Genomic DNA, 21815 nt, shown 5'->3' on the forward strand with positions numbered 1-21815 from the left:
GCGTGCGTGAGTTCTGCGCACGTGCCCACCCCATAGACTCAGGGCGTGCGCACACGTCTCCGGGGTCCTGGTCGCGTGCGCGCCGCGCTCTCCCTCTCCGCGGTGCTGCTCGTCGTCGGCGCGGTCACCGCGTGCACCGGCAGTCCGGCGCCGACCCCGTCGCCGACGGTGTCCACGGCACATCCGGTCGCGACGCCGACGGCCACCCCGACGGCCACCGCCGAGCCGGCGGTGCTGGTGCCCGACGGATCAGCGCACGACAACCTGCCGCTGTTCCGGAAGGTCGTCGAAAGGGTGTGGAAGAGCGACCAGAAGGTCCACGGTCGCGCTTACGTCGACGCGCTCGTCGACGCAGGGTTCTCCAAGAAGGCGATGCAGGTCACCGAAGACCTCTCCACGGTCGGCAATGCGTCGGAGAGCATCCAGTTCTCCGTCCTCTGGCACGACGAGCAGTGCCTCATCGGCCAGGTCGGTCCGGAGACCGGCAAGCCCGTCGTCGCGGTCATGCCCGAGTTGGGCGACGGAAAGTGCCTTCTGGGCAAGACCCGCTCGATCGACTGGTGAGCGCATCGGCCCTGCCCGGACACCCAGGTGCGAACCGGTAGGCTGGGAGGCTGACGTGACCACCCAGGGAGTGCGCTTTTCGAATGGCTGAATATATCTATCAGATGGTCCGTGCCCGCAAGGCGGTCGGCGAGAAGGTCATCCTCGATGACGTCACCATGGCCTTCCTGCCCGGTGCGAAGATCGGCATGGTCGGTCCGAACGGCGCGGGCAAGTCGACGATCCTGAAGATCATGGCCGGGCTCGACCACCCCTCCAACGGTGAGGCGCTGCTGTCGCCGGGCTACACGGTGGGCATCCTCATGCAGGAGCCCGAGCTCGACGAGACGAAGACGGTGCTGGAGAACGTGCAGGAGGGCGTGGCGATCAAGGCCAAGCTCGACCGCTTCAACGAGATCTCCGGCCTCATGAGCGACCCCGACGCCGACTTCGACGCCTTGCTGGCCGAGATGGGCACGCTGCAGGAGGAGATCGACGCCGCCGACGCGTGGGACCTCGACTCGCAGCTGGAGCAGGCGATGGACGCCCTGCGCACCCCGCCGGGCGACGCGCTGGTCTCCAACCTGTCGGGCGGCGAGCGCCGTCGCGTGGCACTGGCGCAGCTTCTGCTGCAGAAGCCCGACCTGCTGCTGCTCGACGAGCCCACCAACCACCTCGACGCCGAGAGCGTGCAGTGGCTGGAGCAGCACCTGCAGAAGTACGCCGGCGCGGTCATCGTGATCACGCACGACCGCTACTTCCTCGACAACGTCGTGGAGTGGATCGCCGAGGTCGACCGCGGCCGGCTGATCGGCTACGAGGGCAACTACTCGACCTACCTGGAGAAGAAGGCGGAGCGCCTCGAGGTCCAGGGCAAGAAGGACGCGAAGCTCGCCAAGCGCCTCGCCGACGAGCTCGACTGGGTCCGCTCGAACACCAAGGGGCGCCAGGCCAAGTCGAAGGCGCGTCTGGCCCGCTACGAGGAGATGGCAGCCGAGGCCGAGCGCACCCGCAAGCTCGACTTCGAAGAGATCCAGATCCCGCCGGGGCCGCGCCTGGGCAGCGTCGTCATCGACGCCAGGAAGCTGCAGAAGGGCTTCGACGGGCGTTCGCTGATCGACGGTCTCAGCTTCACGCTGCCGCCGAACGGCATCGTCGGCGTGATCGGTCCGAACGGCGTCGGCAAGACGACCCTCTTCAAGACCATCGTGGGGCTCGAAGAGCTCGACGGCGGACAGCTGAAGGTCGGCGAGACCGTGAAGATCAGCTATGTCGACCAGTCACGCGCCGGCATCGACGCCGAGAAGACACTCTGGGAGGTCGTCTCCGACGGTCTCGACATCATCACCGTGGGCAAGACCGAGATCCCCTCGCGCGCGTACGTGTCGAAGTTCGGATTCAAGGGACCCGACCAGCAGAAGAAGGCGGGCGTGCTCTCCGGCGGTGAGCGCAACAGGCTCAACCTGGCCCTCACCCTCAAGCAGGGCGGCAACCTGCTGCTGCTCGACGAGCCCACCAACGACCTCGACGTCGAGACGCTGCAGTCGCTGGAGAATGCGCTCCTCGAGTTCCCCGGGTGTGCGGTGGTCATCACCCACGACCGGTGGTTCCTCGACCGCATCGCCACGCACATCCTGGCGTACGAGGGCACCGACGAGAAGCCCGACCAGTGGTACTGGTTCGAGGGCAACTTCGAGGCGTACGAGAAGAACAAGATCGAGCGGCTCGGACCCGACGCGGCCACACCGCACCGCTCCACGTACCGGAAGCTCACGCGTGACTGAGACGGCTCATCGCCGACTGCACATGCCCGTCCCGCTGCGGTGGGGCGATCTCGACGCGTACAACCACGTCAACAACACGTCGATGCTGAAGATCCTCGAAGAGGCGCGCGTGCGCGCCTTCTGGCGGCCGGGGGCGGGGGAGGAAGCCCCGTCCACGGCCGTGCTCGACTCGGCCGTGCCGAGCGACGTGCTCACTCTCATCGCCCGGCAGGAGATCGAGTACCTCGCGCCGGTCCCGTACCAGCGGCATCCCCTCGACGTCCAGATGTGGTTCGGAAAGGTCGCCGGCAGCAGCATCGAGGTCTGCTACGAGGTGTGCGCGCCGCGTGAGACCACGCCGGCCGGCGAGCCGCAGCAGATCTATGCCCGGGCCACCACCATCGTGGTGAAGGTGGATGCCGCGACCGGACGTCCGCTGCGGTTGACGCCCGAAGAGCGCGCCGCCTGGGAACCCTACGCGGGCCCGTCGATCAACTACGCGCACCGTCGCTGACGCGGCGCACGGTCAGTGCGGGACGCGCACCATGACCTCCTGCGCGACGGAGGCGAGCAGCACCCCGTCGCGCGAGTAGATGCGCCCCTGCGTCAGCCCGCGCCCGCCTCGGGCGCTCGGGGACTCCTGCACGTACAGCATCCACTCGTCCGCACGGCCGTCGCGGTGCCACCACATCGCATGGTCGAGACTGGCGAGCTTGAGCCCGGGCGTCGCCCAGGTCACGTCGTGCGCCCGCAGGACCGTCTCCTGGATGGACATGTCGGTCATGTAGACCAGCGCGGCCCGGTGCAGCGCCGGATCGTCGGGAAGCGCACGTGGAGTGCGCATCCACACGGCATGGCGCAGCAGCGGCTCTCCGTCGGCCGCACCATATGCCTCCACCGGAATGTGCCGGTGCTCGACGGGCCGGTCCCACGTGTCGCTGCGATCGAGGGAGACGACCGCCTCCGACGTGGACGTGGCGGACGGCAGGTCTTCGGGGCCGGGGACGCCGGCGGGCATGGGCGCCTGGTGGTCCAGTCCGGGCGACTCCACTTCGAACGACGCGATCATCGAGAAGATCGGAACGCCGTTCTGGAACGCCTGGGTGCGCCGGGTCGAGAACGACCTGCCGTCATGGATGCGGTCGACCGAGAACGTGATGGGCTTGGTCGCATCGCCCGGCCGCAGGAAGTAGCCGTGCAGCGAGTGCGCCGAGCGTTCGGTGCCGACCGTGCGCTGCGCGGCGACGATCGACTGCGCGACGACCTGACCGCCGTAGACACGACCGTGCGGCATCGGCTGCGACGCGCCGACGAAGATGTCCTCGGTGGTGCGGGCGTCGGAGGCGGCCAGGTCGAGGACCGCGACGAGAGCCGCAACGGGATCGGAAGGAGCGGCCGCGGCGTCTGTCACGTGCACTAGCTTAGAACGCGATGGTCGAGCGTCTGATCTTTCCCGATGCCTACGCCGCCGCCGATCTGCTGACCTTCTCGGGTCGTGCGTCGCGCGCCGGCGACGGTGCCGTGCACCTGCAGGCGGCGCTGGGCACGCTGATCGTGACGGCGGTGCCGCTCGTGCGGCAAGGACTGCTCGACCCCACACCGACCATCATGGGCATGCGGACGCTGCCGGTGGATCCCGAGCTCGAATGCGACATCGTGGTCGAGGGCGTCACCCTGCAGACCGAGCCCGGCCGCCCGTCCGCCGTGCTGCTGCCCGAGACGGCCGTCGAGCCGCCGCTGTGGGCGCGCGCGGAGGTGCCGCGCACCGGATGGGACGACGGGGGAGGGCTGGATGCCGCGACCCTCGCCGCCCGCGGGCAGTGGGGCATGTCGGCCGTCGCCCACGCGTTGCCGATCGACCCGGGCGAGCAGATGGTGCACACGGTGCGCGGCCAGATCTGGAGTGAGCCCGACGAAGACCTCGGCGGGTTTCCGCGCGGGGTCGCGTTCGTCGCGCTGTCGCTGGGCTTCCTCGGCGCGGACGCCGAGCGTGCCCGCGTGCGGCACAACGGCCGCTGGACGAGGGTGAGCCTGCGCCGCGGGCACGTGCTCTGGCGTGGCCCCGCGCACCTGGGCATGACCGGTGTGCGTGCCACGGGGGCTGCCGCCGCGCGCTGACTCAGATGGCCGCGGCCGCCGCGCGCCCCGCGACGCGCCCCGAGAAGAGGCATCCGCCCACGAAGGTGCCCTCCAGCGCCCGGTACCCGTGGACGCCGCCGCCGCCGAATCCCGACGCCTCGCCTGCCGCGTACAGGCCGGGCACGGGCGCGCCGTCGGCACCGAGTGCTCGGGCCGACAGATCGGTCTCGATACCGCCCAGCGACTTGCGGGTGAGCACGTGCAGCTTGACGGCGATGAGCGGGCCCGCGGCGGGGTCCAGCACCTTGTGCGGTGCGGCGGTGCGGATGAGCTTGTCGCCGCGGTATGCGCGCGCGGAGCGGAGCATGGCGATCTGGGCGTCCTTGGTGAACTCGTTGTCCATCTCACGGTCGCGCGCCTCGACCTCCTCCCGGACGCGCTCGGCGTCGAGCACGTCACCGCCGGGCAGCTCGCGCATGCCGGCGATGAGGTCGTCGAGGGTGTCGCGGACGATGAAGTCGTCGCCGTGGTCCATGAACGCCTGCACGGGGCCGGCCGCTCCCTTGCCCAGCCGCGACTTCACGAGCAGGCCGAGGTCCTTCTCGGTCAGGTCGGGGTTCTGCTCGCTGCCGGAGAGCGTGAACTCCTTCTCGATGATCTTCTGCGACAGGATGAACCACGAGTGGTCGTACCCGGTCGCGCGCAGGTGGGCGAGCGTGCCGAGCGTGTCGAAGCCGGGGAACAGGGGTACCGGCAGTCGGCGCCCGGTCGCGTCGAGCCAGATCGATGACGGGCCGGGGAGGATCCGGATGCCGTGCCCCGGCCACACCGGGTCCCAGTTCTGGATGCCCTCGACGTAGTGCCACATGCGGTCGGTGTTGATCAGGCGCCCGCCGGCGGTGGCGGTGACGTCCTGCATCGACCCGTCGACGTAGGCGGGCACGCCCGTGACCATCGACGCCGGCGGCGTGCCGAGGCTCGCCGGCCAGTTGCGCCGCACGAGCTCGTGGTTGCCGCCGATGCCGCCGGACGAGACGAGGGTGGCCGTCGCCTGCACCTCGAACGAGCCGACGACCTCGCGTGTACTCGCGATGCCGCGCGCCGCCCCGGAAGGCGCGAGCACATCGCCGGCGGCGCCGGTGACGGTGCCGTTCGACGTGGTCAGGGCCGTCACCCGGTGGCGCGGCAGGATCGTGATCCGCCCCTCGGCCTCGTGCTTCTCGACCGCGGCCTGGAACGGGGCGACGATGCCGGGGCCGGTGCCCCAGGTGATGTGGAAGCGGGGGACGGAGTTGCCGGGGCCGGTCGCGGTGTAGCCGCCGCGCTCGGCCCAGCCCACGACCGGGAAGAAGCCCACGCCCTTCTCACGCAGCCAGGCGCGCTTCTCCTGGTGCGCGAACTGCAGATACGCCTCCGCCCACTGGCGCGGCCAGGCGTCCTCCTCGCGGTCGAAACCGGCGGTGGCGAACCAGTCCTGGCGGGCCAGTTCGAGGGAGTCGTGGATGCCGAACCGGCGCTGCTCCGGCGAGTCGATGAATAACAGCCCCCCGAACGACCACCAAGCCTGGCCGCCCAGGTTCGTGCGCGGCTCCTGGTCGACGATGATCACCCTCTTGCCGGCGGCGGCGGCTTCGCCGGCGGCCACGAGCCCGGCGAGCCCCCATCCGATGACGAGCAGATCGGCGCTGTGCGCGGGGGATGAGGTCATGACGGCTCCTTCGTCGTCGAGGTGGGCGTCGTCGAGGCCGGCGTGGGCTCGAACGTGTTCACGAGCGAGTGGGCGGCGCGCTGCAGGTAGTCCCACAGCGTGGCGTCGTGCAGCGGCGGCAGCTGGAGCTCGTCCATGGCGTCGCGCATATGTCCGAGCCAGCGGTCGCGCGCGTCGGGGTTGACGTGGAAGGCCTGATGGCGCATCCGCAGCCGGGGGTGGCCGCGCTCCTGGCTGTAGGTGTTGGGCCCGCCCCAGTACTGGGCGAGGAACATCGTCAGCCGCCTCTCGGCGCCGTCCATGTCGTCGGCGGGGTACATGGGCGTGAGGACCGGGTCGGTCGCCACGCCCTGGTAGAACAGGTGCACAAGGCGCTCGAACACCTCGTGCCCGCCGACCTCGTCGTAGAAGCTCATCGGTGCGGCATCGGTCATGGTGTGGCCTTTCCCGGGGTCTCGGGGCCGCCGGTGCCCTTCTCGCGCTTCTTCTTCTTGGGCTTCCACGTGAGGTCGCCCGCAACAGGATTCGGCTTCGTGCGGGGCGGGTTCGCACCGCGCACGCGCTGCGCGCCCTCGGCGCCCTCGAGCACGACCGATGCGAGATCGGCGAGGCCGGCGTCTGCCAGGCTGTCGCGCAGCCGCAGCCGCAGCTCGCTGGCCACGTCGTCCTTCGCATGAGCACGGGTCTTCATGACGATGCGCAGCACGAGGGTCTCGCCGCCGACCGACTGCAGACCCCACAGCTCCGGGTACCCGGTGATGCGCGTGCGCCACTTCGTGTCCTTCGCGAGGGCGGTCGCAGCATCCAGCATCTTCTTCTCGATGTCGTCGACGTCGGCGTCGGCGGGCACGGTGACGTCCACGATCACGCGCGACCACCCCTTCGACATGTTGCCGATGCGTGTCACCTCGCCGTTGCGCACGTACCAGAGGGTGCCGTTCACGTCGCGCACGTGCGTGACGCGCACGCTCACGTACTCGACGATGCCGGTGGCCAGCCCCAGGTCGACGACGTCGCCGATGCCGATCTGGTCTTCGGCGACGATGAAGATGCCGTTGAGCACGTCTTTGACGATGTTCTGCGCGCCGAAACCGAGGCCGGCGCCGAGCGCGGCCGTCAGCAGCGCGAACGAGCCCAGGATGTCGGGGAACAGGGCGTTGATCACGAGGATGATGGCGACGATCCCGACGAGGACGTTCACCATGTTCGTCAGGATCGTGCCGAGCGTGCGCGTGCGCTGCACGAGCCTCGCCGACGCGAGCGGCGACCGCTCGAGCGCCTGCGTGTCGTCCACGTGCGCCTTGTTCTTCGCACCGTTGACGATGCGGTTGACGATACGGCGGATGAAGATGCGCAGCAGCCAGGCGACGATGATGGCGCCCACGACGATGCACACGGCGCCCAGCAGGCGGAGACCCGCGGTGACCAGGAACGCGAGGACGTTCTGGATCCACGCGGGCAGCTCGCTCTTGTCGGCGGCGGAGAGAAGGTTCTGCAGGATCACGGACATCGTCACGATCCTAACGAGGGCGGCCTCTGTCGCGCCTGTGTGCGATCAGTGCACCAGCCCGGAACGGTGCGCGAGGATCACCAGATGCACGCGATCCCGTGCGTCGAGCTTGGTCAGAAGACGGCCGACGTGGGTCTTCACGGTGGACTCGCTGAGGAACAGCTCCGCGGCGATCTCGGTGTTGTTCAGGCCGCGCCCCACGGCAAGGAGCACGTCCCGCTCGCGGGACGTGACGTTCGTCGGCTCTGCGGCTGCCGGCGGCGCGGCGCGCGTGGCGTGGGCTTCGATCAGCAGCCGCGTCGCCCGTGGAGAGAGGATCGCGTCGCCGCGGTGCACCGAGCGCACGGCGTCGATCAGCTGCGTGCTGGTGGCGTCCTTCAACAGGAAGCCGCTGGCGCCGGCCTCGAGGGCGCCGAAGGCGTACTCGTCGAGATCGAAGGTCGTGACCACGAGCACGCGGGCCATGGGCACCTCGGCGACGATGCGCGCGGTCGCGGCGATGCCGTCGAGCCGCGGCATCCGGATGTCCATGATCACGACGTCGGGGAGGAGACGCTGGGCGAGGTCGGCTCCCTCCTGTCCGTCGGCCGCCTCGCCGACGATCTCGACGTCGTCGGCCGCTTCGAGGCTCAGCCGGAATCCCAGGCGGATGAGCTCCTGGTCGTCCACAAGCAGCACACGGATGCGGTCGGTCATGCCTCGTCCTCCTGATGCGTCGGTGCGAGCGGCAGCTCGGCGCGCAGCATCCATCGTCCCGGTCCGTCGGGCCCGGACGCGAGCGTTCCTCCGGCGTGCCTCGCGCGCTCCTGGAGGCCGCGGATGCCGAAGCCGCCCTGCTTCGCGGTGCCGGCCACCCCGTCGTTCGCGATCGTGATCCGCACCCTCTCGGCCGTGTTGTCGATGCGGACGCGGATGCTGCGGGCGGCAGGCGCGTGGCGCATGGCGTTCGTGAGCCCCTCCTGCACGATGCGTCCGAGAGCGTATGCCGTCGTCGGGGGAAGATCTGCGGGCCCCGTCGTGGTCAGGGTGACGGGCACACCGGCCTCCTGCGCGGACGCCACGACCGCGGCGGGTGCCGTGGCCTGCAGAGGCGCCAGAGGCGCGTCGGGATCGTCGGAGCGCAGAACCCCGAGCATGGCCCGCATGTCGGTCAGAGCACCCCGCGCGGTCTCGGCGGCAGCGGTCATGGCGGCCCGGGCACGATCCGGATCGGGCGTGGCGCCCGCACCCTCGGCGAGTGCGACGATCACGGTCAGCGAGTGCGAGACGATGTCGTGCATCTCACGCGCGATGCGCTCGCGCTCGGCGGCGGCGGCCAGTTCGGCCTGCTGGTCCCGCTCGATCGCCAGTTGTCGCGAGCGGTCGAGCACCGCGTCCAGATAGCGCTTGCGGTTGCCGACGTTGACGCCGACGAGCGCGCCGAGCAGCACCGACAGACCGGTGGTGAAGAAGGCGTTGAGCGTGTCGCCGACGGCGGAGTCGGCGTGCGCGACCCCCGCGACGACGCCCGCCACCAGCGTCACCAGGAGCGTGCCGGCGATGCCGGCGGTCGCACAGCGGCGCGTGGAGCCGTAGACGGCAAGGGAGTAGGTGCTCACGATGAGCAGTGCCGAGGCGCCGCCGTGCGGCGCGAACGGCACGGTGAGCTGCAGAGCGATCGCCAGGGAGAACGCCAGCAGAGGCACCCTGCGCCGGAACACGAGAGCCGTGCTGCCGGCCACCACCAGAACGAGGATGGCGGCGGACAGACCCCATACCGCGTAGGCGGCCCCGACACTCGCACCGACGAACGACAGCACCAGGCACAGCAGCGCGATCAGGATGTCGGAGAGAAGGGGATGCCGCGCCCAGAACCGCCGGATCACGCCCGGTGGGCGCGGCAGGGCGAGGTCCGCGTCCTCGGGGACACGAACCTCGCCTGCGGGGGAGTCAGCCACGCGGCATCCCGTCTCTCCTACGCGTCACGCGAGCGCAGCACCGCCCATGACCCCAGCAGGCCCGCCGCCACCCAGCCGGCCAATGCGATCAGTGCGACGGGGATGCTCAGCGCACCCTCACTGCCCGGCGGAACCGTCAGCGACTGCGCCGCGGACATCGGCAGGTACAGCGCCGCGTGGGAGATCCAGCTCCAGGCGCCCTCGGAAGGGAACATCATCCCGACGATCGGCAGCACGAACAGCAGGCCTACCGTGGCGGCGATCGCGCCGGGGCCGCTGCGCAGCAGGAGCCCCCAGGACAGGCCGATCACGGCGAACACCGCCATGGAGAGCGCGCCGTACAGCACCGGCTGCAGCACGATGCCCGGGTCGGCGACGTCGATCGGCGACGTGCCGATGATCGCGGCCGCCGGCAGCGTCGAGACGAAGAACACGAGCAGGCTGACGACGAACAGCAGCGCGGCGACGATGAGGGCCTTCGACAGCAGCACGACGCCGCGCCGCGGCTCGGCGGTCAGGGTGGAACGGATCATGCCGGTCGAATACTCGCCGGTGACCGCAATGGCGCCGAGCGCGCCGGCGAGCAGCATCGTGAACTGGATCGGCGCGATGACCGCCGACGCGACGAGCTGCGACAGCTGCGCGGCGCTCTGGCTCGCGGTGTCGTTGAAGGCGCTCACCGAGGCGGCGACGATCGTGGCGAGCCCCACCGACAGCACGGCGACCACGATGATCGACCACCAGGTGGAACGGAGCGTCAGCAGCTTGATGGTCTCGCTGCGCAGCACGCGTCCGAAGGTCAGGCGCACGTCGGCGGTGCGTGCCTGCGTCGGTGCATCGACGGTGAGGGCGGTCATGCTATCTCCTTCGAGACGTACTCGACGGCGTCGCCGGTCAGCGCCAGGTAGGCGTCTTCGAGCGAGCCGGTCGCGGGGGTGAGCTCGTGCAGCGGAATGGCCTTCTCCGCGGCGATGTCGCCGATGCGGGATGCCGCGAGCCCGACGACCTGCACGAGGCCGGGCTCGAGCGCGCTGACCTCGACGTCGGGCCCGGCGATCAGCGAGACGAGCTCTGCCGCACGCGGGCTGCGCACCCGGACGGTGGTGGTGGTCCACGAGCGGACGAGCTCGTCGAGCGGCGCATCGGCCAGGACCTTGCCGCGCCCGAGGACGATGACGTGGTCGGCGGTCTGCGCCATCTCGCTCATCAGATGGCTCGAGAGCAGCACGGTACGGCCCTCGCCGGCGGCGTACCGCACGAACTGGCGCACCCAGCGGACGCCCTCGGGATCCAGACCGTTCACCGGCTCGTCGAGGATCAGCGTCTGCGGGTCGCCCAGCAGCGCCGCGGCGATGCCCAGGCGCTGTCCCATGCCGAGGGAGAACTTGCCGGCCCGCTTGCGGGCGACCGATCCGATGCCGGTGAGTTCGATCACCTCGTCGACGCGGCGGGAGGGGATGCCGTGGGTCGCGGCCATCGCGCGCAGGTGGTTGCGCGCGGTGCGCCCGGTGTGCACAGCCTTGGCGTCGAGGAGCACGCCGACCTCGCGCAGCGGGGCGCGCATGCTCGCGTAGCGCGCGCCGTTGACGGTGACGCTGCCGGCGGTGGGCCGGTCGAGTCCGACGATCATGCGCATCGTCGTGGACTTGCCGGCGCCGTTCGGGCCGAGGAATCCGGTGACCTTGCCCGGCTGCACCGTGAACGACACGTCGTCGACGGCGGTCTTGTCTCCGAACCTCTTCGTGAGACCTTCTGCTGTGATCATGCTTCGACGCTATCGATCGGAGCGGACGAAGCGCATCGTCCCCCGGTACCGATTCGGACCGATACCGGGGGACGACCCGGTGTGATCAGTCCTGCGCGTCGCGCGCCTGGACGGACAGTGCGCGCTCGACGCCGGCGAGGTTCTCGGCGACGATGCGGCGCAGTGCGGCGGGTGCCTCGGCGTTCTCGGCCAGCCACGCGCGGGTCGCATCACGCAGAGCGACGTCCGCCAGCGGCGCCGGGTACAGTCCCGTGATGAGGTAGCTCGCGATCTGGTAGGTGCGGGACTCCCACACCGGCAGCAGCATGTCGAAGTACTGGCTGACGAACGGCTCGAGCAGTGCGGCGCCCGCCGGGTGCACGAAGCCGATCGCGGCCGAGCGCACGACGGTGTTCGGCAGGTCGTCGTTCTTGACCAGGCTGTCCCACGCGGCCTGCTTGTCGGCCGGGGTCGGCAGAGCGGCGCGCGCCTGCGCGGCCAGCTCCGACCCCTTCGCCGTGTTGTCGGCGGCCAGGGCGGCGTCGATGTCGGCACCGGTGACGGCGCCGCCGGCGGCGAGCGAGATCAGCAGCTGCCATGACAGGTCGGTGTCGATCTCGAGCCCGTCGAGGACGCTCTGCCCGTCGCGGAGGCTGCGCACCTGCTGCCACTGGGCGTCGTTCGCGGCTGCCGCAGCGAACGCGGTGACCAGCTGCAGCTGGCTGTCGCTGCCGGACTCCGCCGCCTGGGCGAGCTGCCAGAGCGCGTCGGCGACCCGCTCGCGGGTCTGGTCGCGGTGGGCAGGGGCGACGTAGGAGTTCGCGGTCAGGAGCAGCTGGTTCAGCGTGGTGCGGATCGTGGTGGATTCGGTCTCGGCGCCGATGTTGCCCAGCACCAGGTCGACGTAGTCGCTGGGGGAGGCCTCGGCGTCGCGGGTCTGGTCCCACGCGGCGCCCCAGACGAGCGAGCGCGCCAGCGGGTCGCTGATCTTGTCGAGGTGGGCGATCACGGTGGCCAGCGACCGGTCATCGAGGCGGATCTTCGCGTAGGCGAGGTCGTCGTCGTTGAGCAGCACGAGGTCGGGTCGCTTGCGGCCCTTCAGCTCGGGCACATCGGTGCGGTCGCCGTCGACGTCGAGCTCGATGTGGTGCACGCGCACGAGCGTGTCGCCCTGGAGGTCGTAGAAGCCGATGCCGAGGCGGTGCGGGCGGATCGTCGGGTAGTCGGCCGGGGCTGTCTGCACGACGGCGAACCGCGTGATGATGCCGTCGACGTCGTCCTCGATGAGCGGCGACAGGGTGTTGACGCCCGCGGTCTCGAGCCACTTCTTCGACCACGCCGACAGATCGCGGCCGCTGGTGACCTCGAGCTCGGCCAGCAGATCGGCCAGCTCCGTGTTGCCCCAGCTGTGCTTGGCGAAGTACGCCGAGACGCCCGAGAAGAACGCGTCGATGCCGACCCAGGCGGTCAGCTGCTTGAGGACCGATCCGCCCTTCGCATACGTGATGCCGTCGAAGTTGACCTGCACGTCCTCGAGGTCGTTGATGGTGGCGACGACCGGGTGGGTGGAGGGCAGCTGGTCCTGACGATACGCCCAGCTCTTCTCCATGGCGTTGAAGGTCGTCCACGCCTCGGTCCACTCGGTGGCCTCGGCGGTGGCGATCGTCGACGCCCACTCGGCGAACGACTCGTTCAGCCACAGGTCGTTCCACCACTTCATGGTGACGAGGTCGCCGAACCACATGTGGGCGAGTTCGTGCAGGATCGTGACGACGCGGCGCTCCTTGACGGCGTCGGTGACCTTGCTGCGGAAGACGTACGTCTCGGTGAACGTCACCGCTCCGGCGTTCTCCATGGCGCCCGCGTTGAACTCGGGCACGAACAGCTGGTCGTACTTGGCGAACGGGTAGGGGACGTCGAACTTGTCCTCGTAGTACGCGAAGCCTTCACGCGTCTTCTCGAAGATGTAGTCGGCGTCCATGTCCTGCCAGAGGCTCTTGCGCGCGTACACGCCGAGCGGGATGACACGGCCGGAGGCGCTCGTGAGCTCGGAGAAGGTCGCCTCGTAGGGTCCGGCGATCAGCGCCGTGATGTACGAGGAGATGCGCGGCGTGCGCTCGAACGACCAGGTCGCGGCGCCGTCGGCGGCGGCGACCGGCTCGGGCGTCGGCGAATTGGAGACGACCTTCCACTGCGCGGGGGCGGTCACCGTGAAGCGGAAGCCGGCCTTCAGGTCGGGCTGCTCGAACACCGCGAACATGCGCCGCGAGTCGGGCACCTCGAACTGCGAGTAGAGGTACACCTCATCGTCGACCGGGTCGACGAAGCGGTGCAGGCCCTCGCCGGTGTTGGTGTAGAGGCAGTCGGCGTCGACCACGAGCTCGTTCTGAGCGGCGAGGCCCTCCAGCGCGATCCGCGAGTCCGCGAACACCGCGGCGGGGTCCAGGGAGCGCCCATTGAGCGTGATCGCGTGCACGTCGCGCGCGATCAGGTCGATGAACGTCGAGGCGCCCTCGGCGGCGGAGAAGCGCACCGTGCTGGTCGACCGGAACACCTCCGGGCCCGTGGTCAGATCGAGCACGACGTCGTACTCCTGCGTCTCGACGACGGCGCGGCGCTCCTGCGCCTCGATGCGGGTGAGGTTCTCTCCAGGCACTGCAATGCTCCCGTGTTGTGGGCGATGGATCGCGACGTCGCGGCTGGCGAGGTCGGCAACCAGCCCAGCCTACGTCAGTGCGGCTATCGGAACGAAGAGATCCCGGCTGCGGCATCCTCTCTAGGATTGGTCCCATGCGCATCCACATCGCCACCGACCATGCCGGCCTGGAGTTCTCGACCCGTCTGCAGCATCATCTGGGCGACCAGGGCCACGAGGTCGTCGACCACGGCCCGCTCGAGTACGACGCACTCGACGACTACCCGGCGTTCTGCATCCGCGCCGCTCAGGCCGTGGTGCGCGATCAGGAGGCGGGCATCGAGACCCTCGGCGTGGTGTTCGGAGGTTCGGGCAACGGCGAGCAGATCGCGGCGAACAAGGTTGTCGGCATCCGCGCCGCGCTGGTCTGGAACATGGCGACGGCAGAGCTCGCCCGCGAGCACAACGACGCGAACATCATCGCGATCGGTGCGCGCCAGCACACCTTCGACGAGGCCGCCTCATTCATCGACCGCTTCATCGCGACCCCGTTCTCGGGCGAGGAGCGGCACGCGCGTCGCATCGCGCAGATCCGCGCATTCGAAGACGACGGCACGCTCGTGCCCGACCCGCGCGCCGGTCGCTGATGCCCGAAGGTCATTCCGTTCATCGCATCGCCCGCCAGTTCGCGCGCAACTTCGTCGGGCGCGAGGTTGCGGCATCCAGCCCTCAGGGCCGCTTCGCGGAGGGGGCGGCGCTGCTGAGCGGACGCGAGGCGCTCGCCGCGAAGGCGGTCGGCAAGCAGATGTTCGTCGAGTTCGACGGCGACCTGTGGCTGCATGTGCACCTGGGCCTGTACGGCGCGTGGGACTTCGCCGGCGAGATCCTCGTCGACCCCACCATCGCGTCGGCGAACGGGCGCATGGGGCAGACGAACCAGCGCGGCACCGTGCTCGACGATCGGGTGATGGATGCCGCGGGCGAGAACTCGCTGACATCGATCGGCGCCCCGCGCCGCACGCGTGTGCACGTGCGCATGTCGGAGCAGACGCGCGGGCTCGCAGACGAGGGCACGCAGTGGCCGCCGCCGGTCGTCGGCCAGGTGCGGCTGCGCCTGCTCACCGAACTGACCTGCGCCGATCTGCGCGGGCCGACGAAGTGCGAGGTGCAGACCGCCGACGAGATGCTGGCGACGATCGCGAAGCTCGGCCCCGACCCGCTCGTGGGCGACCCGGACGAGGGCGAGGAGCGGTTCTCACAGGCCGTGCGACGCACACGCACGGCGATCGGGCTTCTGCTCATGGACCAGTCGGTGGTCAGCGGCATCGGCAACGTGTATCGCGCCGAACTGCTGTTCCGCGCGCGGCTGAACCCGCACACACCGGGCAAGGACGTGCCCGGAGAGATCGTGCGCGGGCTGTGGCGCGACTGGGTGCGCCTGCTGCAGATCGGCGTCGAGACCGGTCAGATGATGACGATGGACTCGCTGAGTCCCGACGACTACCGCAAGGCGATGGCCAGCCGTGACGACCGGCACTGGGTCTATCACCGCGCCGGTCTGCCCTGCCGGGTGTGCGGCACGTCGATCGTGGTCGAAGAGGCTGCGGGGCGCAAGCTCTACTGGTGCCCGAGCTGCCAGGCGTGACGCGAGAAGCCCCCGGCGATGCCGGGGGCTTCTGCTCTGTGACGCGCGATCACTCGGCGAGGTGGGCGACGAGGAACCAGCGGTCCTTGTCGAGGCCCTCCTTGATGGCGATCGCGATGTCCTGACTGGTGAGGTCGATCTCGTCCAGACCGTCGATCGCGGCCTGCACGTCGGCGCCGACCTTGTCGATGTCGGCGATGATGCCGCGGACGGTGTCCTGCCACTGCGAGAACCCGGCGTCGACGCCGGTGGCGGCGACGTGCTCGGCGATCGTGCTCACGCGGGCGTCGATCGGCAGGCCGAGGGCGACGACCCGCTCTGCGGCGTCATCGGCCCAGCCCTGCGCGTGTTCCACGACGGTGTCGAGGAACGTGTGGATCGCGATGAAGTTCGATCCGCGGACGTTCCAGTGCGCCTGCTTGCCGTTGACGGCGAGTGCCTGCAGGCCGTGGACGACCGGGGTCAGGAACTGGGCGGATCCCGCGGCGACGGTGGGGTCTACGGCGGCGATGGGTGTGGTCTTCGTGGTGGGCATGGTGGCCTCCGATTCGGTGTGGCTGCCTCAGTGGGTATAACGCTACCCACCCGGCGACATTCCGCAAGCAAGCGCAGGCTGGGCTTACCTGGGGTTTGTGGGCCGGGTCGTAGAGTCGGAGCATGACCATTGCCGCCGATGCCAGCATCCTGTCCGTCAACGGAAAGAGCCCGCAGATCGATGAGAGCGCACTCGTCGTGAGCGGGGCGCGCGTCGTGGGCGACGTCACCCTGCGTGCGGGAGCGAGCGTCTGGTACAACGCCGTGCTGCGCGGCGACGGCGACGCGATCACGATCGGCGCCGGCAGCAACCTGCAGGACAGCGTGTCGGTCCACGTCGACAGGGGGTCGCCGGTGGTGATCGGCGAAGACGTGTCGGTGGGCCACAACGCGGTCGTGCACGGCTGCACGATCGGAGACGGCTCGCTGATCGGGATGGGCGCCGTGGTGCTCAACGGGGCGACGATCGGCGCCGGATGCCTGATCGCCGGGGGAGCGGTCGTGCTCGAGAACGCCGAGATCCCTGCCGGGTCGCTCGTCGCCGGCGTCCCGGCGAAGGTGCGTCGTGCCCTGAGCGACGAAGAGAAGGCCGGGCTCGTCCGCAACGCGCGGGTCTATCGCGACGAGCACCTGCCCGCGCACCGCGCCGCTCTCACGGCATGACGGAACAGAAGACCGCAACGCTTCCCGACGGGCGTGCTCTCGACACGAGCGCGCTGACGGCGCGTGTGCGGCGACGTGAGGTCACGGCGTTCTCGCGTCGCTTCACGGCGCAGCACCCCGATCTGAAGGGGCCCGCATTCGAGACCGTGCGCCGGGTGATGGTGCGCATCGGCGCGGTGGCGGTGCTGATCGGAGCCCTGGCGCTGGGATTCGGGATGCTGGGAGAGATCGCCTCCTCCGACGACGACAAGGCTGAGCAGCTGATGGGGATGGGCCTGATGATGGGGCTGTTCGTCATCGCCGGCGGGATCTTCCTGTGGGTCTCGGTGCGCAACGGCAGACGACGCAGCACCCCGAAGCGGCACTACCGGCTGGCCGGGTTCGCGGCGGACAACCGGCTCGCCTACCTGCCCGGTCCGGCCTTCGGCGGATACCTCGAGCCCTGGGCGAGCCGCGGGCGGCTCATCGTCTCACGTGTCATGCGCGCCCCCTCTGCGGACGGCGCGGTCGAGTTCGGCAACTACGAGCTGTCATACGCCACCACCTCGAACGGCCAGTCTCAGTTCGGCGGGTACTGCGCGCTGCGGCTCGATCGCACGCTGCCCAACATCGTGCTGCGGGCGCGCCGGCACCGCAATCCGCTGACGGAGGCAGGTCTTCCTGCGCGGGCGCAGCACCTCTCCCTCGAGGGTGACTTCGACCGGCACTTCACGCTGTACTGCCCGAAAGGGTACGAGCGTGACGCGCTGTATCTGTTCACCCCCGACATCATGGCGCGCCTGATCGACCGCGCCGGCGCGTTCGACGTCGAGATCGTCGACGACTGGGTCTTCATCAGCCAGGCGAAGGACGTCGTGACGCTCGATCCGTCGCGCTGGCAGCAGGTGCTCGCCGCGACGGGCGCGGTGCGCGGCAAGATCGCGCAGTGGGAACGGTGGAAGGATGACCGGCTGCCGGCCGACGAGGCCGCGGCCGCGGCATCCACTCCCGAGATCCGTGTCCTGGAGGAGGTCGCCGCGCCCGGGCGCCGGCTGCGTGCCGGCTCGGGCATGATGTGGGCGCTGCTGGGCGTCGCCGTCGTCATCATCGGAGTGATGCAGCTGTTCCGACTGTTCTGAACGTGGAGGGGATGACGGGAATCGTCCCCACCGCCACTCCACACTCCGGCTGCGCCGGCGCGCGGAGCCTCCGGCGGCGGGGGCCCACCCGCTGCGGGTCCGATCCGACGCCATACACACGAATGCCCAGCCGCACGACCTTCGGCCGCACGTCTGGGCATTGGAGGGGATGACGGGAATCGAACCCGCGTAATCAGTTTGGAAGACTGAGGCTCTACCATTGAGCTACATCCCCGGGGCTCTCGAAAGAGCACCTCGGCAAGTGTACTGGATGCGGCAGGCGCCGCTCGCACGAGGTCCACATCCAGGTCGGCTAGACTTTTGCAGGCCGTTTCGGCGCCGCGCGCCCCGGGGCGTAGCTCAGTTTGGTAGAGCGCCCGCTTTGGGAGCGGGAGGCCGCAGGTTCAAATCCTGTCGCCCCGACGTCACGGCCCACAGACCCCCAGTACTGCGCCGCGTGCACCAAGACGCGGAAACCAGAGGAGAACGAACAGGCATGGTCACGAGCACCGTCGAGAAGCTCAGCCCGACCCGTGTGAAGCTGCACATTAGCGTCACGCCCGACGAGCTCAAGCCGAGCATCACCCACGCGTACGAGCACATCGCTCAGGACGTGCAGGTCCCCGGCTTCCGCAAGGGCAAGGTGCCCGCACCGATCATCGACCAGCGTGTCGGTCGCGGTGCCGTCATCGAGCACGCCGTCAATGAGGGGCTCGACGCGTTCTACCGCGAGGCCGTCACCGCACACGAGGTGCGCATCGTCGGCCGCCCGAGCGCCGAGATCATCGAGTGGCCGAACGAGAAGGACTTCTCCGGCGACCTCAAGGTCGAGATCGAGGTCGATGTCCGTCCCGAGGTCGAGCTGCCCGACTACGAGGGCACCACGATCACCGTCGACGCCGCCGAGACCGACGACGCCGCGATCGACGAAGAGCTCGACCGCCTGCGCGGCCGCTTCGGCACGCTGGTGACCGTCGACCGCCCCGCCAAGACCGGCGACTTCGTCGAGCTCGACCTGGTCGCCACGATCGACGGCGCCGAGGTCGACCGTGCCGACAGCGTCTCGTACGAGGTCGGCTCGGGCGAGCTGCTCGAGGGCATCGACGAGGCCGTCGAGTCGCTGACCGCCGGTGAGGACACCACGTTCCGCTCGACCCTCATCGGCGGCGACCGTGCCGGCGAAGAGGCCGAGGTCGCCGTGAGCATCAAGAGCGTCAAGGAGCGCGAGCTGCCCGAGGCCGACGACGACTTCGCACAGATCGCGAGCGAGTTCGACACGATCGCCGAGCTGCGCGAGTCGCTCGCCGAGCGCGTGCAGCAGCAGGCCGCCTTCGGGCAGGGCTCGGCGGCGCGCGACAAGCTGGTCGAAGAGCTGCTCGCCAAGGTCGAGATCCCGGTTCCCGAGCAGCTGGTCGCCGACCAGGTGCACGAGCACCTCGAGCAGGAGGGCCGTCTCGAAGACGACGAGCACCGCGCCGAGGTTACCGAGGCCAGCGAGAAGCAGTTCCGCACCCAGGTGCTCCTCGACAAGATCGTCGAGCAGCACGACGTGCAGGTCTCGCAGGACGAGCTCACGCAGTACATCGTGCAGTCCGCCGCGCAGTACGGTATCGCGCCGCAGGAGTTCGTCGAGATCCTGCAGCAGAACGGCCAGCTGCCGGTGCTCGTCGGCGAGGTCGCGCGCAACAAGGCGCTCGCGGTCGCCCTGGGCAAGGTCAACGTCGTCGACAGCAACGGCAAGGCGGTCGACCTGACCGGCTTCGTCGCCGCCGAGGACGAAGAAGCGGATGCCGCGGCCGACGAGTCGGCCGACGCTCCGGCCGATGAGAAGCCCGCCAAGAAGGCTCCGGCCAAGAAGCCCGCGGCGAAGAAGGCCCCCGCCAAGAAGGCCGACGAGGCCGAGGCGGAGGAGAAGCCCGCCAAGAAGGCTCCGGCCAAGAAGCCGGCCGCCAAGAAGGCCGCGCCCAAGAAGGACGCCGAGTAGGACACGCTCCGAAGGGCGGGTGACCACGGTCGCCCGCCCTTCGTCGTCCCCGGAGGAGGAACCCGTGACCGAAGTGACCGACGAGTGGCAGCGGCGGGTCGATGCCGTGTGGACGGATGCCGCGCTCGACGACGCCGCACGGATCGCGGCCATCGATGAGCTCGCCGCCGAGCTGGGGCCGCGGCATCCCGTCGCCCTCTTCGAACGTGCCGGTGCGCGTGACAGCGCCGGACTCGAGGCCGAGGCGGAGCCGCTGTACCTGGCGGCGCTGGAAGCCGGACTCGATCCGCACCGCCGCACGCAGGCCGTCATCCAGCTGGCCAGCACCATCCGCAACCTCGGCCGCACCGACGAGGCGCTCGCGCTTCTGCGCGACGAATACGCCGCGACCCGCGGCGGTGAGTTCGCCGACGAGGCCGCGGCCTTCTACGCGCTCGCGCTCGTGTCGTCCGGTGGCGCCGTGCAGGCGGCATCCATCGCCCTCACCGCCCTCGCACCCCACCTGACCCGATACACGCGCTCGGTCGCCGGATACGCGGCCGAACTCGTCGACGGGCACGCCTGAACTCTGCCCAGGGCGAACAGCGGCAGGTCGCGCGACTCGCCCCGGTAGATTCGAAAGCACGCAACCGAATCAGGAGCTGGAATGGCTGAACCCCTTGTCGCGCAGAGCGTCTTCGACAGGCTGCTGAAGGACCGCATCATCTGGCTGGGATCAGAGGTGCGCGACGACAACGCCAATGAGATCTGCGCGAAGATCCTTCTTCTCGCCGCAGAAGACCCCGAGAAGGACATCTACCTCTACATCAACTCGCCCGGCGGCTCGATCACGGCCGGCATGGCGATCTACGACACGATGCAGTTCGTGCCCAATGACATCGTCACCGTCGGCATCGGCATGGCGGCCTCGATGGGCCAGCTGCTGCTGACCAGCGGCACGAAGGGCAAGCGGTACATCACCCCGAACGCCCGCGTGCTGCTGCACCAGCCGCACGGTGGCTTCGGCGGCACCGCGAGCGACATCCAGACGCAGGCGCAGCTGATCCTCGACATGAAGAAGCGCCTCGCCGAGATCACCGCGTCGCAGACCGGCAAGACCGTCGAGCAGATCAACGCCGACGGCGACCGCGACCGCTGGTTCACGGCCGACGAGGCGCTCGAGTACGGCTTCGTCGACCACATCCGCGAGCACGCCGAAGACGTGCACGGCGGCGGCGGCACGAACCAGTCGGGAACGAAGGAGAGCAACTGATGAACACCCCGTCCTTCGGTCTTCCGACCTCCCCTCAGGCACTCGCACCGACCGGGCTGCAGATGCCCGGCAGCCGGTACGTGCTCCCGCAGTTCGAAGAGCGCACCGCCTACGGCTACAAGCGTCAGGACCCGTACAACAAGCTGTTCGAAGACCGCGTGATCTTCCTCGGCGTGCAGGTCGACGACGCGTCGGCTGACGACGTCATGGCGCAGCTGCTCGTGCTCGAGAGCCAGGACCCCGACCGCGACATCGTCATGTACATCAACTCGCCCGGCGGCTCGTTCACGGCCATGACGGCGATCTACGACACGATGCAGTACGTGTCGCCGCAGATCCAGACCGTCGTGCTCGGTCAGGCGGCTTCGGCCGCCGCGGTGCTGCTCGCCGCCGGCGCCCCCGGCAAGCGTCTCGCGCTGCCGAACGCCCGCATCCTCATCCACCAGCCCGCCGTGGGCGAGGCGGGTCAGGGGCAGGCGTCCGACATCGAGATCCAGGCGAACGAGATCATGCGCATGCGCACGTGGCTGGAGGAGACGCTCTCCAAGCACTCCAAGCGCACGCTCGAGCAGGTGCACAAGGACATCGACCGCGACAAGATCCTCTCGGCGACCGACGCCGTCGAGTACGGCCTCGTCGACCAGGTGCTGACCACCCGCAAGCGCGGTGGCCAGAGCGCTCTGACGGCATAGCCCCGATT

22 protein-coding genes and 2 tRNA genes are annotated in these 21815 nt (G+C 69.6%); 13 read left to right on the top strand and 11 right to left on the bottom strand.

Annotation, left to right across the window (positions count from 1 at the left end):
* Positions 1 to 45: 45 nt before the first annotated feature.
* From ABMQ42_RS12020 to ABMQ42_RS12030, 3 genes are all read left to right on the top strand, one after another.
* Positions 46 to 564 carry a DUF6993 domain-containing protein gene (locus tag ABMQ42_RS12020; RefSeq protein ID WP_349723237.1) on the top strand — a complete coding sequence of 173 codons (519 nt, stop codon included), beginning with the start codon at positions 46 to 48 and terminating at the stop codon, positions 562 to 564.
* Between the two features lie 83 nt (positions 565 to 647).
* Positions 648 to 2327: an energy-dependent translational throttle protein EttA gene (gene ettA, locus ABMQ42_RS12025; RefSeq protein ID WP_349723238.1), complete on the top strand. Its 1680-nt coding sequence runs from the start codon at positions 648 to 650 to the stop codon at positions 2325 to 2327.
* Between the two features lie 22 nt (positions 2328 to 2349).
* A complete protein-coding gene (locus ABMQ42_RS12030; RefSeq protein ID WP_349723644.1) occupies positions 2350 to 2820 on the top strand; it encodes an acyl-CoA thioesterase in 471 nt (156 codons plus the stop codon).
* Positions 2821 to 2832: 12 nt separating this feature from the next.
* On the opposite strand, the gene ABMQ42_RS12035 is transcribed toward ABMQ42_RS12030, so the two are convergent.
* On the bottom strand, positions 2833 to 3717 hold the full coding sequence (locus ABMQ42_RS12035) for an acyl-CoA thioesterase (RefSeq protein ID WP_349723239.1): 885 nt from the start codon (positions 3715 to 3717) through the stop codon (positions 2833 to 2835).
* Between the two features lie 20 nt (positions 3718 to 3737).
* Between ABMQ42_RS12035 and ABMQ42_RS12040 the strand changes: the two genes are divergently transcribed.
* On the top strand, positions 3738 to 4424 hold the full coding sequence (locus tag ABMQ42_RS12040) for a DUF8185 domain-containing protein (RefSeq protein ID WP_349723240.1): 687 nt from the start codon (positions 3738 to 3740) through the stop codon (positions 4422 to 4424).
* A 1-nt stretch (position 4425) separates the two neighbouring features.
* On the opposite strand, the gene ABMQ42_RS12045 is transcribed toward ABMQ42_RS12040, so the two are convergent.
* From ABMQ42_RS12045 to pepN, 8 genes are all read right to left on the bottom strand, one after another.
* Positions 4426 to 6093, bottom strand: a complete 1668-nt coding sequence (locus tag ABMQ42_RS12045; RefSeq protein ID WP_349723241.1) for an FAD-binding dehydrogenase — start codon at positions 6091 to 6093, stop codon at positions 4426 to 4428.
* Complete coding sequence (locus ABMQ42_RS12050; protein WP_349723242.1) at positions 6090 to 6527, bottom strand: globin; 438 nt, start codon at positions 6525 to 6527, stop codon at positions 6090 to 6092. Before ABMQ42_RS12050 ends, ABMQ42_RS12045 begins: the two co-directional genes overlap by 4 nt.
* Positions 6524 to 7603 (bottom strand): mechanosensitive ion channel family protein, encoded by a 1080-nt coding sequence (locus ABMQ42_RS12055; protein ID WP_349723243.1) that lies wholly within the window; start codon positions 7601 to 7603, stop codon positions 6524 to 6526. Before ABMQ42_RS12055 ends, ABMQ42_RS12050 begins: the two co-directional genes overlap by 4 nt.
* Positions 7604 to 7648: 45 nt before the next feature.
* The gene (locus ABMQ42_RS12060; protein ID WP_349723244.1) at positions 7649 to 8299 is read right to left on the bottom strand and encodes a response regulator transcription factor; all 651 of its coding nucleotides are present in this window, start codon (positions 8297 to 8299) and stop codon (positions 7649 to 7651) included.
* Complete coding sequence (locus ABMQ42_RS12065) at positions 8296 to 9540, bottom strand: sensor histidine kinase (RefSeq protein WP_349723245.1); 1245 nt, start codon at positions 9538 to 9540, stop codon at positions 8296 to 8298. Before ABMQ42_RS12065 ends, ABMQ42_RS12060 begins: the two co-directional genes overlap by 4 nt.
* A gap of 17 nt (positions 9541 to 9557) precedes the next feature.
* A complete protein-coding gene (locus ABMQ42_RS12070) occupies positions 9558 to 10397 on the bottom strand; it encodes an ABC-2 transporter permease family protein (RefSeq protein WP_349723246.1) in 840 nt (279 codons plus the stop codon).
* Positions 10394 to 11305: an ABC transporter ATP-binding protein gene (locus tag ABMQ42_RS12075; protein WP_349723247.1), complete on the bottom strand. Its 912-nt coding sequence runs from the start codon at positions 11303 to 11305 to the stop codon at positions 10394 to 10396. The genes ABMQ42_RS12070 and ABMQ42_RS12075 overlap by 4 nt, the downstream gene beginning before the upstream one ends.
* A gap of 85 nt (positions 11306 to 11390) precedes the next feature.
* Complete coding sequence (pepN, locus tag ABMQ42_RS12080) at positions 11391 to 13940, bottom strand: aminopeptidase N (protein ID WP_349723248.1); 2550 nt, start codon at positions 13938 to 13940, stop codon at positions 11391 to 11393.
* A 134-nt stretch (positions 13941 to 14074) separates the two neighbouring features.
* On the opposite strand from pepN, the gene ABMQ42_RS12085 reads away from it, so the two are divergent.
* Both ABMQ42_RS12085 and ABMQ42_RS12090 read left to right on the top strand, forming a co-directional pair.
* The gene (locus tag ABMQ42_RS12085; protein ID WP_349723249.1) at positions 14075 to 14566 is read left to right on the top strand and encodes a ribose-5-phosphate isomerase; all 492 of its coding nucleotides are present in this window, start codon (positions 14075 to 14077) and stop codon (positions 14564 to 14566) included.
* On the top strand, positions 14566 to 15564 hold the full coding sequence (locus ABMQ42_RS12090) for an Fpg/Nei family DNA glycosylase (protein WP_349723250.1): 999 nt from the start codon (positions 14566 to 14568) through the stop codon (positions 15562 to 15564). The genes ABMQ42_RS12085 and ABMQ42_RS12090 overlap by 1 nt, the downstream gene beginning before the upstream one ends.
* Before the next feature lie 49 nt (positions 15565 to 15613).
* Here the strand turns inward: ABMQ42_RS12090 and ABMQ42_RS12095 are convergent, their stop codons facing one another.
* Entirely contained in the window at positions 15614 to 16099 is a 486-nt protein-coding gene (locus ABMQ42_RS12095) for a Dps family protein (protein WP_349723251.1), read from the bottom strand.
* Between the two features lie 122 nt (positions 16100 to 16221).
* Between ABMQ42_RS12095 and ABMQ42_RS12100 the strand changes: the two genes are divergently transcribed.
* Together ABMQ42_RS12100 and ABMQ42_RS12105 are read left to right on the top strand one after the other, a co-directional pair.
* Entirely contained in the window at positions 16222 to 16761 is a 540-nt protein-coding gene (locus ABMQ42_RS12100) for a gamma carbonic anhydrase family protein (RefSeq protein ID WP_349723252.1), read from the top strand.
* Entirely contained in the window at positions 16758 to 17879 is a 1122-nt protein-coding gene (locus tag ABMQ42_RS12105; RefSeq protein ID WP_349723253.1) for a hypothetical protein, read from the top strand. The genes ABMQ42_RS12100 and ABMQ42_RS12105 overlap by 4 nt, the downstream gene beginning before the upstream one ends.
* A 161-nt stretch (positions 17880 to 18040) precedes the next feature.
* Here ABMQ42_RS12105 and ABMQ42_RS12110 read toward each other — a convergent pair.
* A tRNA-Gly gene (locus ABMQ42_RS12110) sits at positions 18041 to 18114 on the bottom strand.
* Positions 18115 to 18228: 114 nt separating this feature from the next.
* Between ABMQ42_RS12110 and ABMQ42_RS12115 the strand changes: the two genes are divergently transcribed.
* The 5 genes from ABMQ42_RS12115 to ABMQ42_RS12135 all read left to right on the top strand — a co-directional run bounded on the left by ABMQ42_RS12115 (position 18229) and on the right by ABMQ42_RS12135 (position 21807).
* Positions 18229 to 18302, top strand: a tRNA-Pro gene (locus ABMQ42_RS12115).
* Positions 18303 to 18375: 73 nt separating this feature from the next.
* Positions 18376 to 19863, top strand: a complete 1488-nt coding sequence (tig, locus tag ABMQ42_RS12120) for a trigger factor (protein WP_349723254.1) — start codon at positions 18376 to 18378, stop codon at positions 19861 to 19863.
* Positions 19864 to 19927: 64 nt separating this feature from the next.
* Complete coding sequence (locus tag ABMQ42_RS12125) at positions 19928 to 20428, top strand: tetratricopeptide repeat protein (protein WP_349723255.1); 501 nt, start codon at positions 19928 to 19930, stop codon at positions 20426 to 20428.
* A gap of 81 nt (positions 20429 to 20509) precedes the next feature.
* Positions 20510 to 21115 (top strand): ATP-dependent Clp protease proteolytic subunit, encoded by a 606-nt coding sequence (locus ABMQ42_RS12130; protein WP_349723256.1) that lies wholly within the window; start codon positions 20510 to 20512, stop codon positions 21113 to 21115.
* The gene (locus ABMQ42_RS12135) at positions 21115 to 21807 is read left to right on the top strand and encodes an ATP-dependent Clp protease proteolytic subunit (protein ID WP_502884694.1); all 693 of its coding nucleotides are present in this window, start codon (positions 21115 to 21117) and stop codon (positions 21805 to 21807) included. The genes ABMQ42_RS12130 and ABMQ42_RS12135 overlap by 1 nt, the downstream gene beginning before the upstream one ends.
* The last annotated feature ends 8 nt before the right edge of the window (positions 21808 to 21815 follow it).

The organism is Microbacterium sp. KR10-403 (assembly GCF_040196215.1).
In the GTDB taxonomy this organism is placed as follows: domain Bacteria; phylum Actinomycetota; class Actinomycetes; order Actinomycetales; family Microbacteriaceae; genus Microbacterium.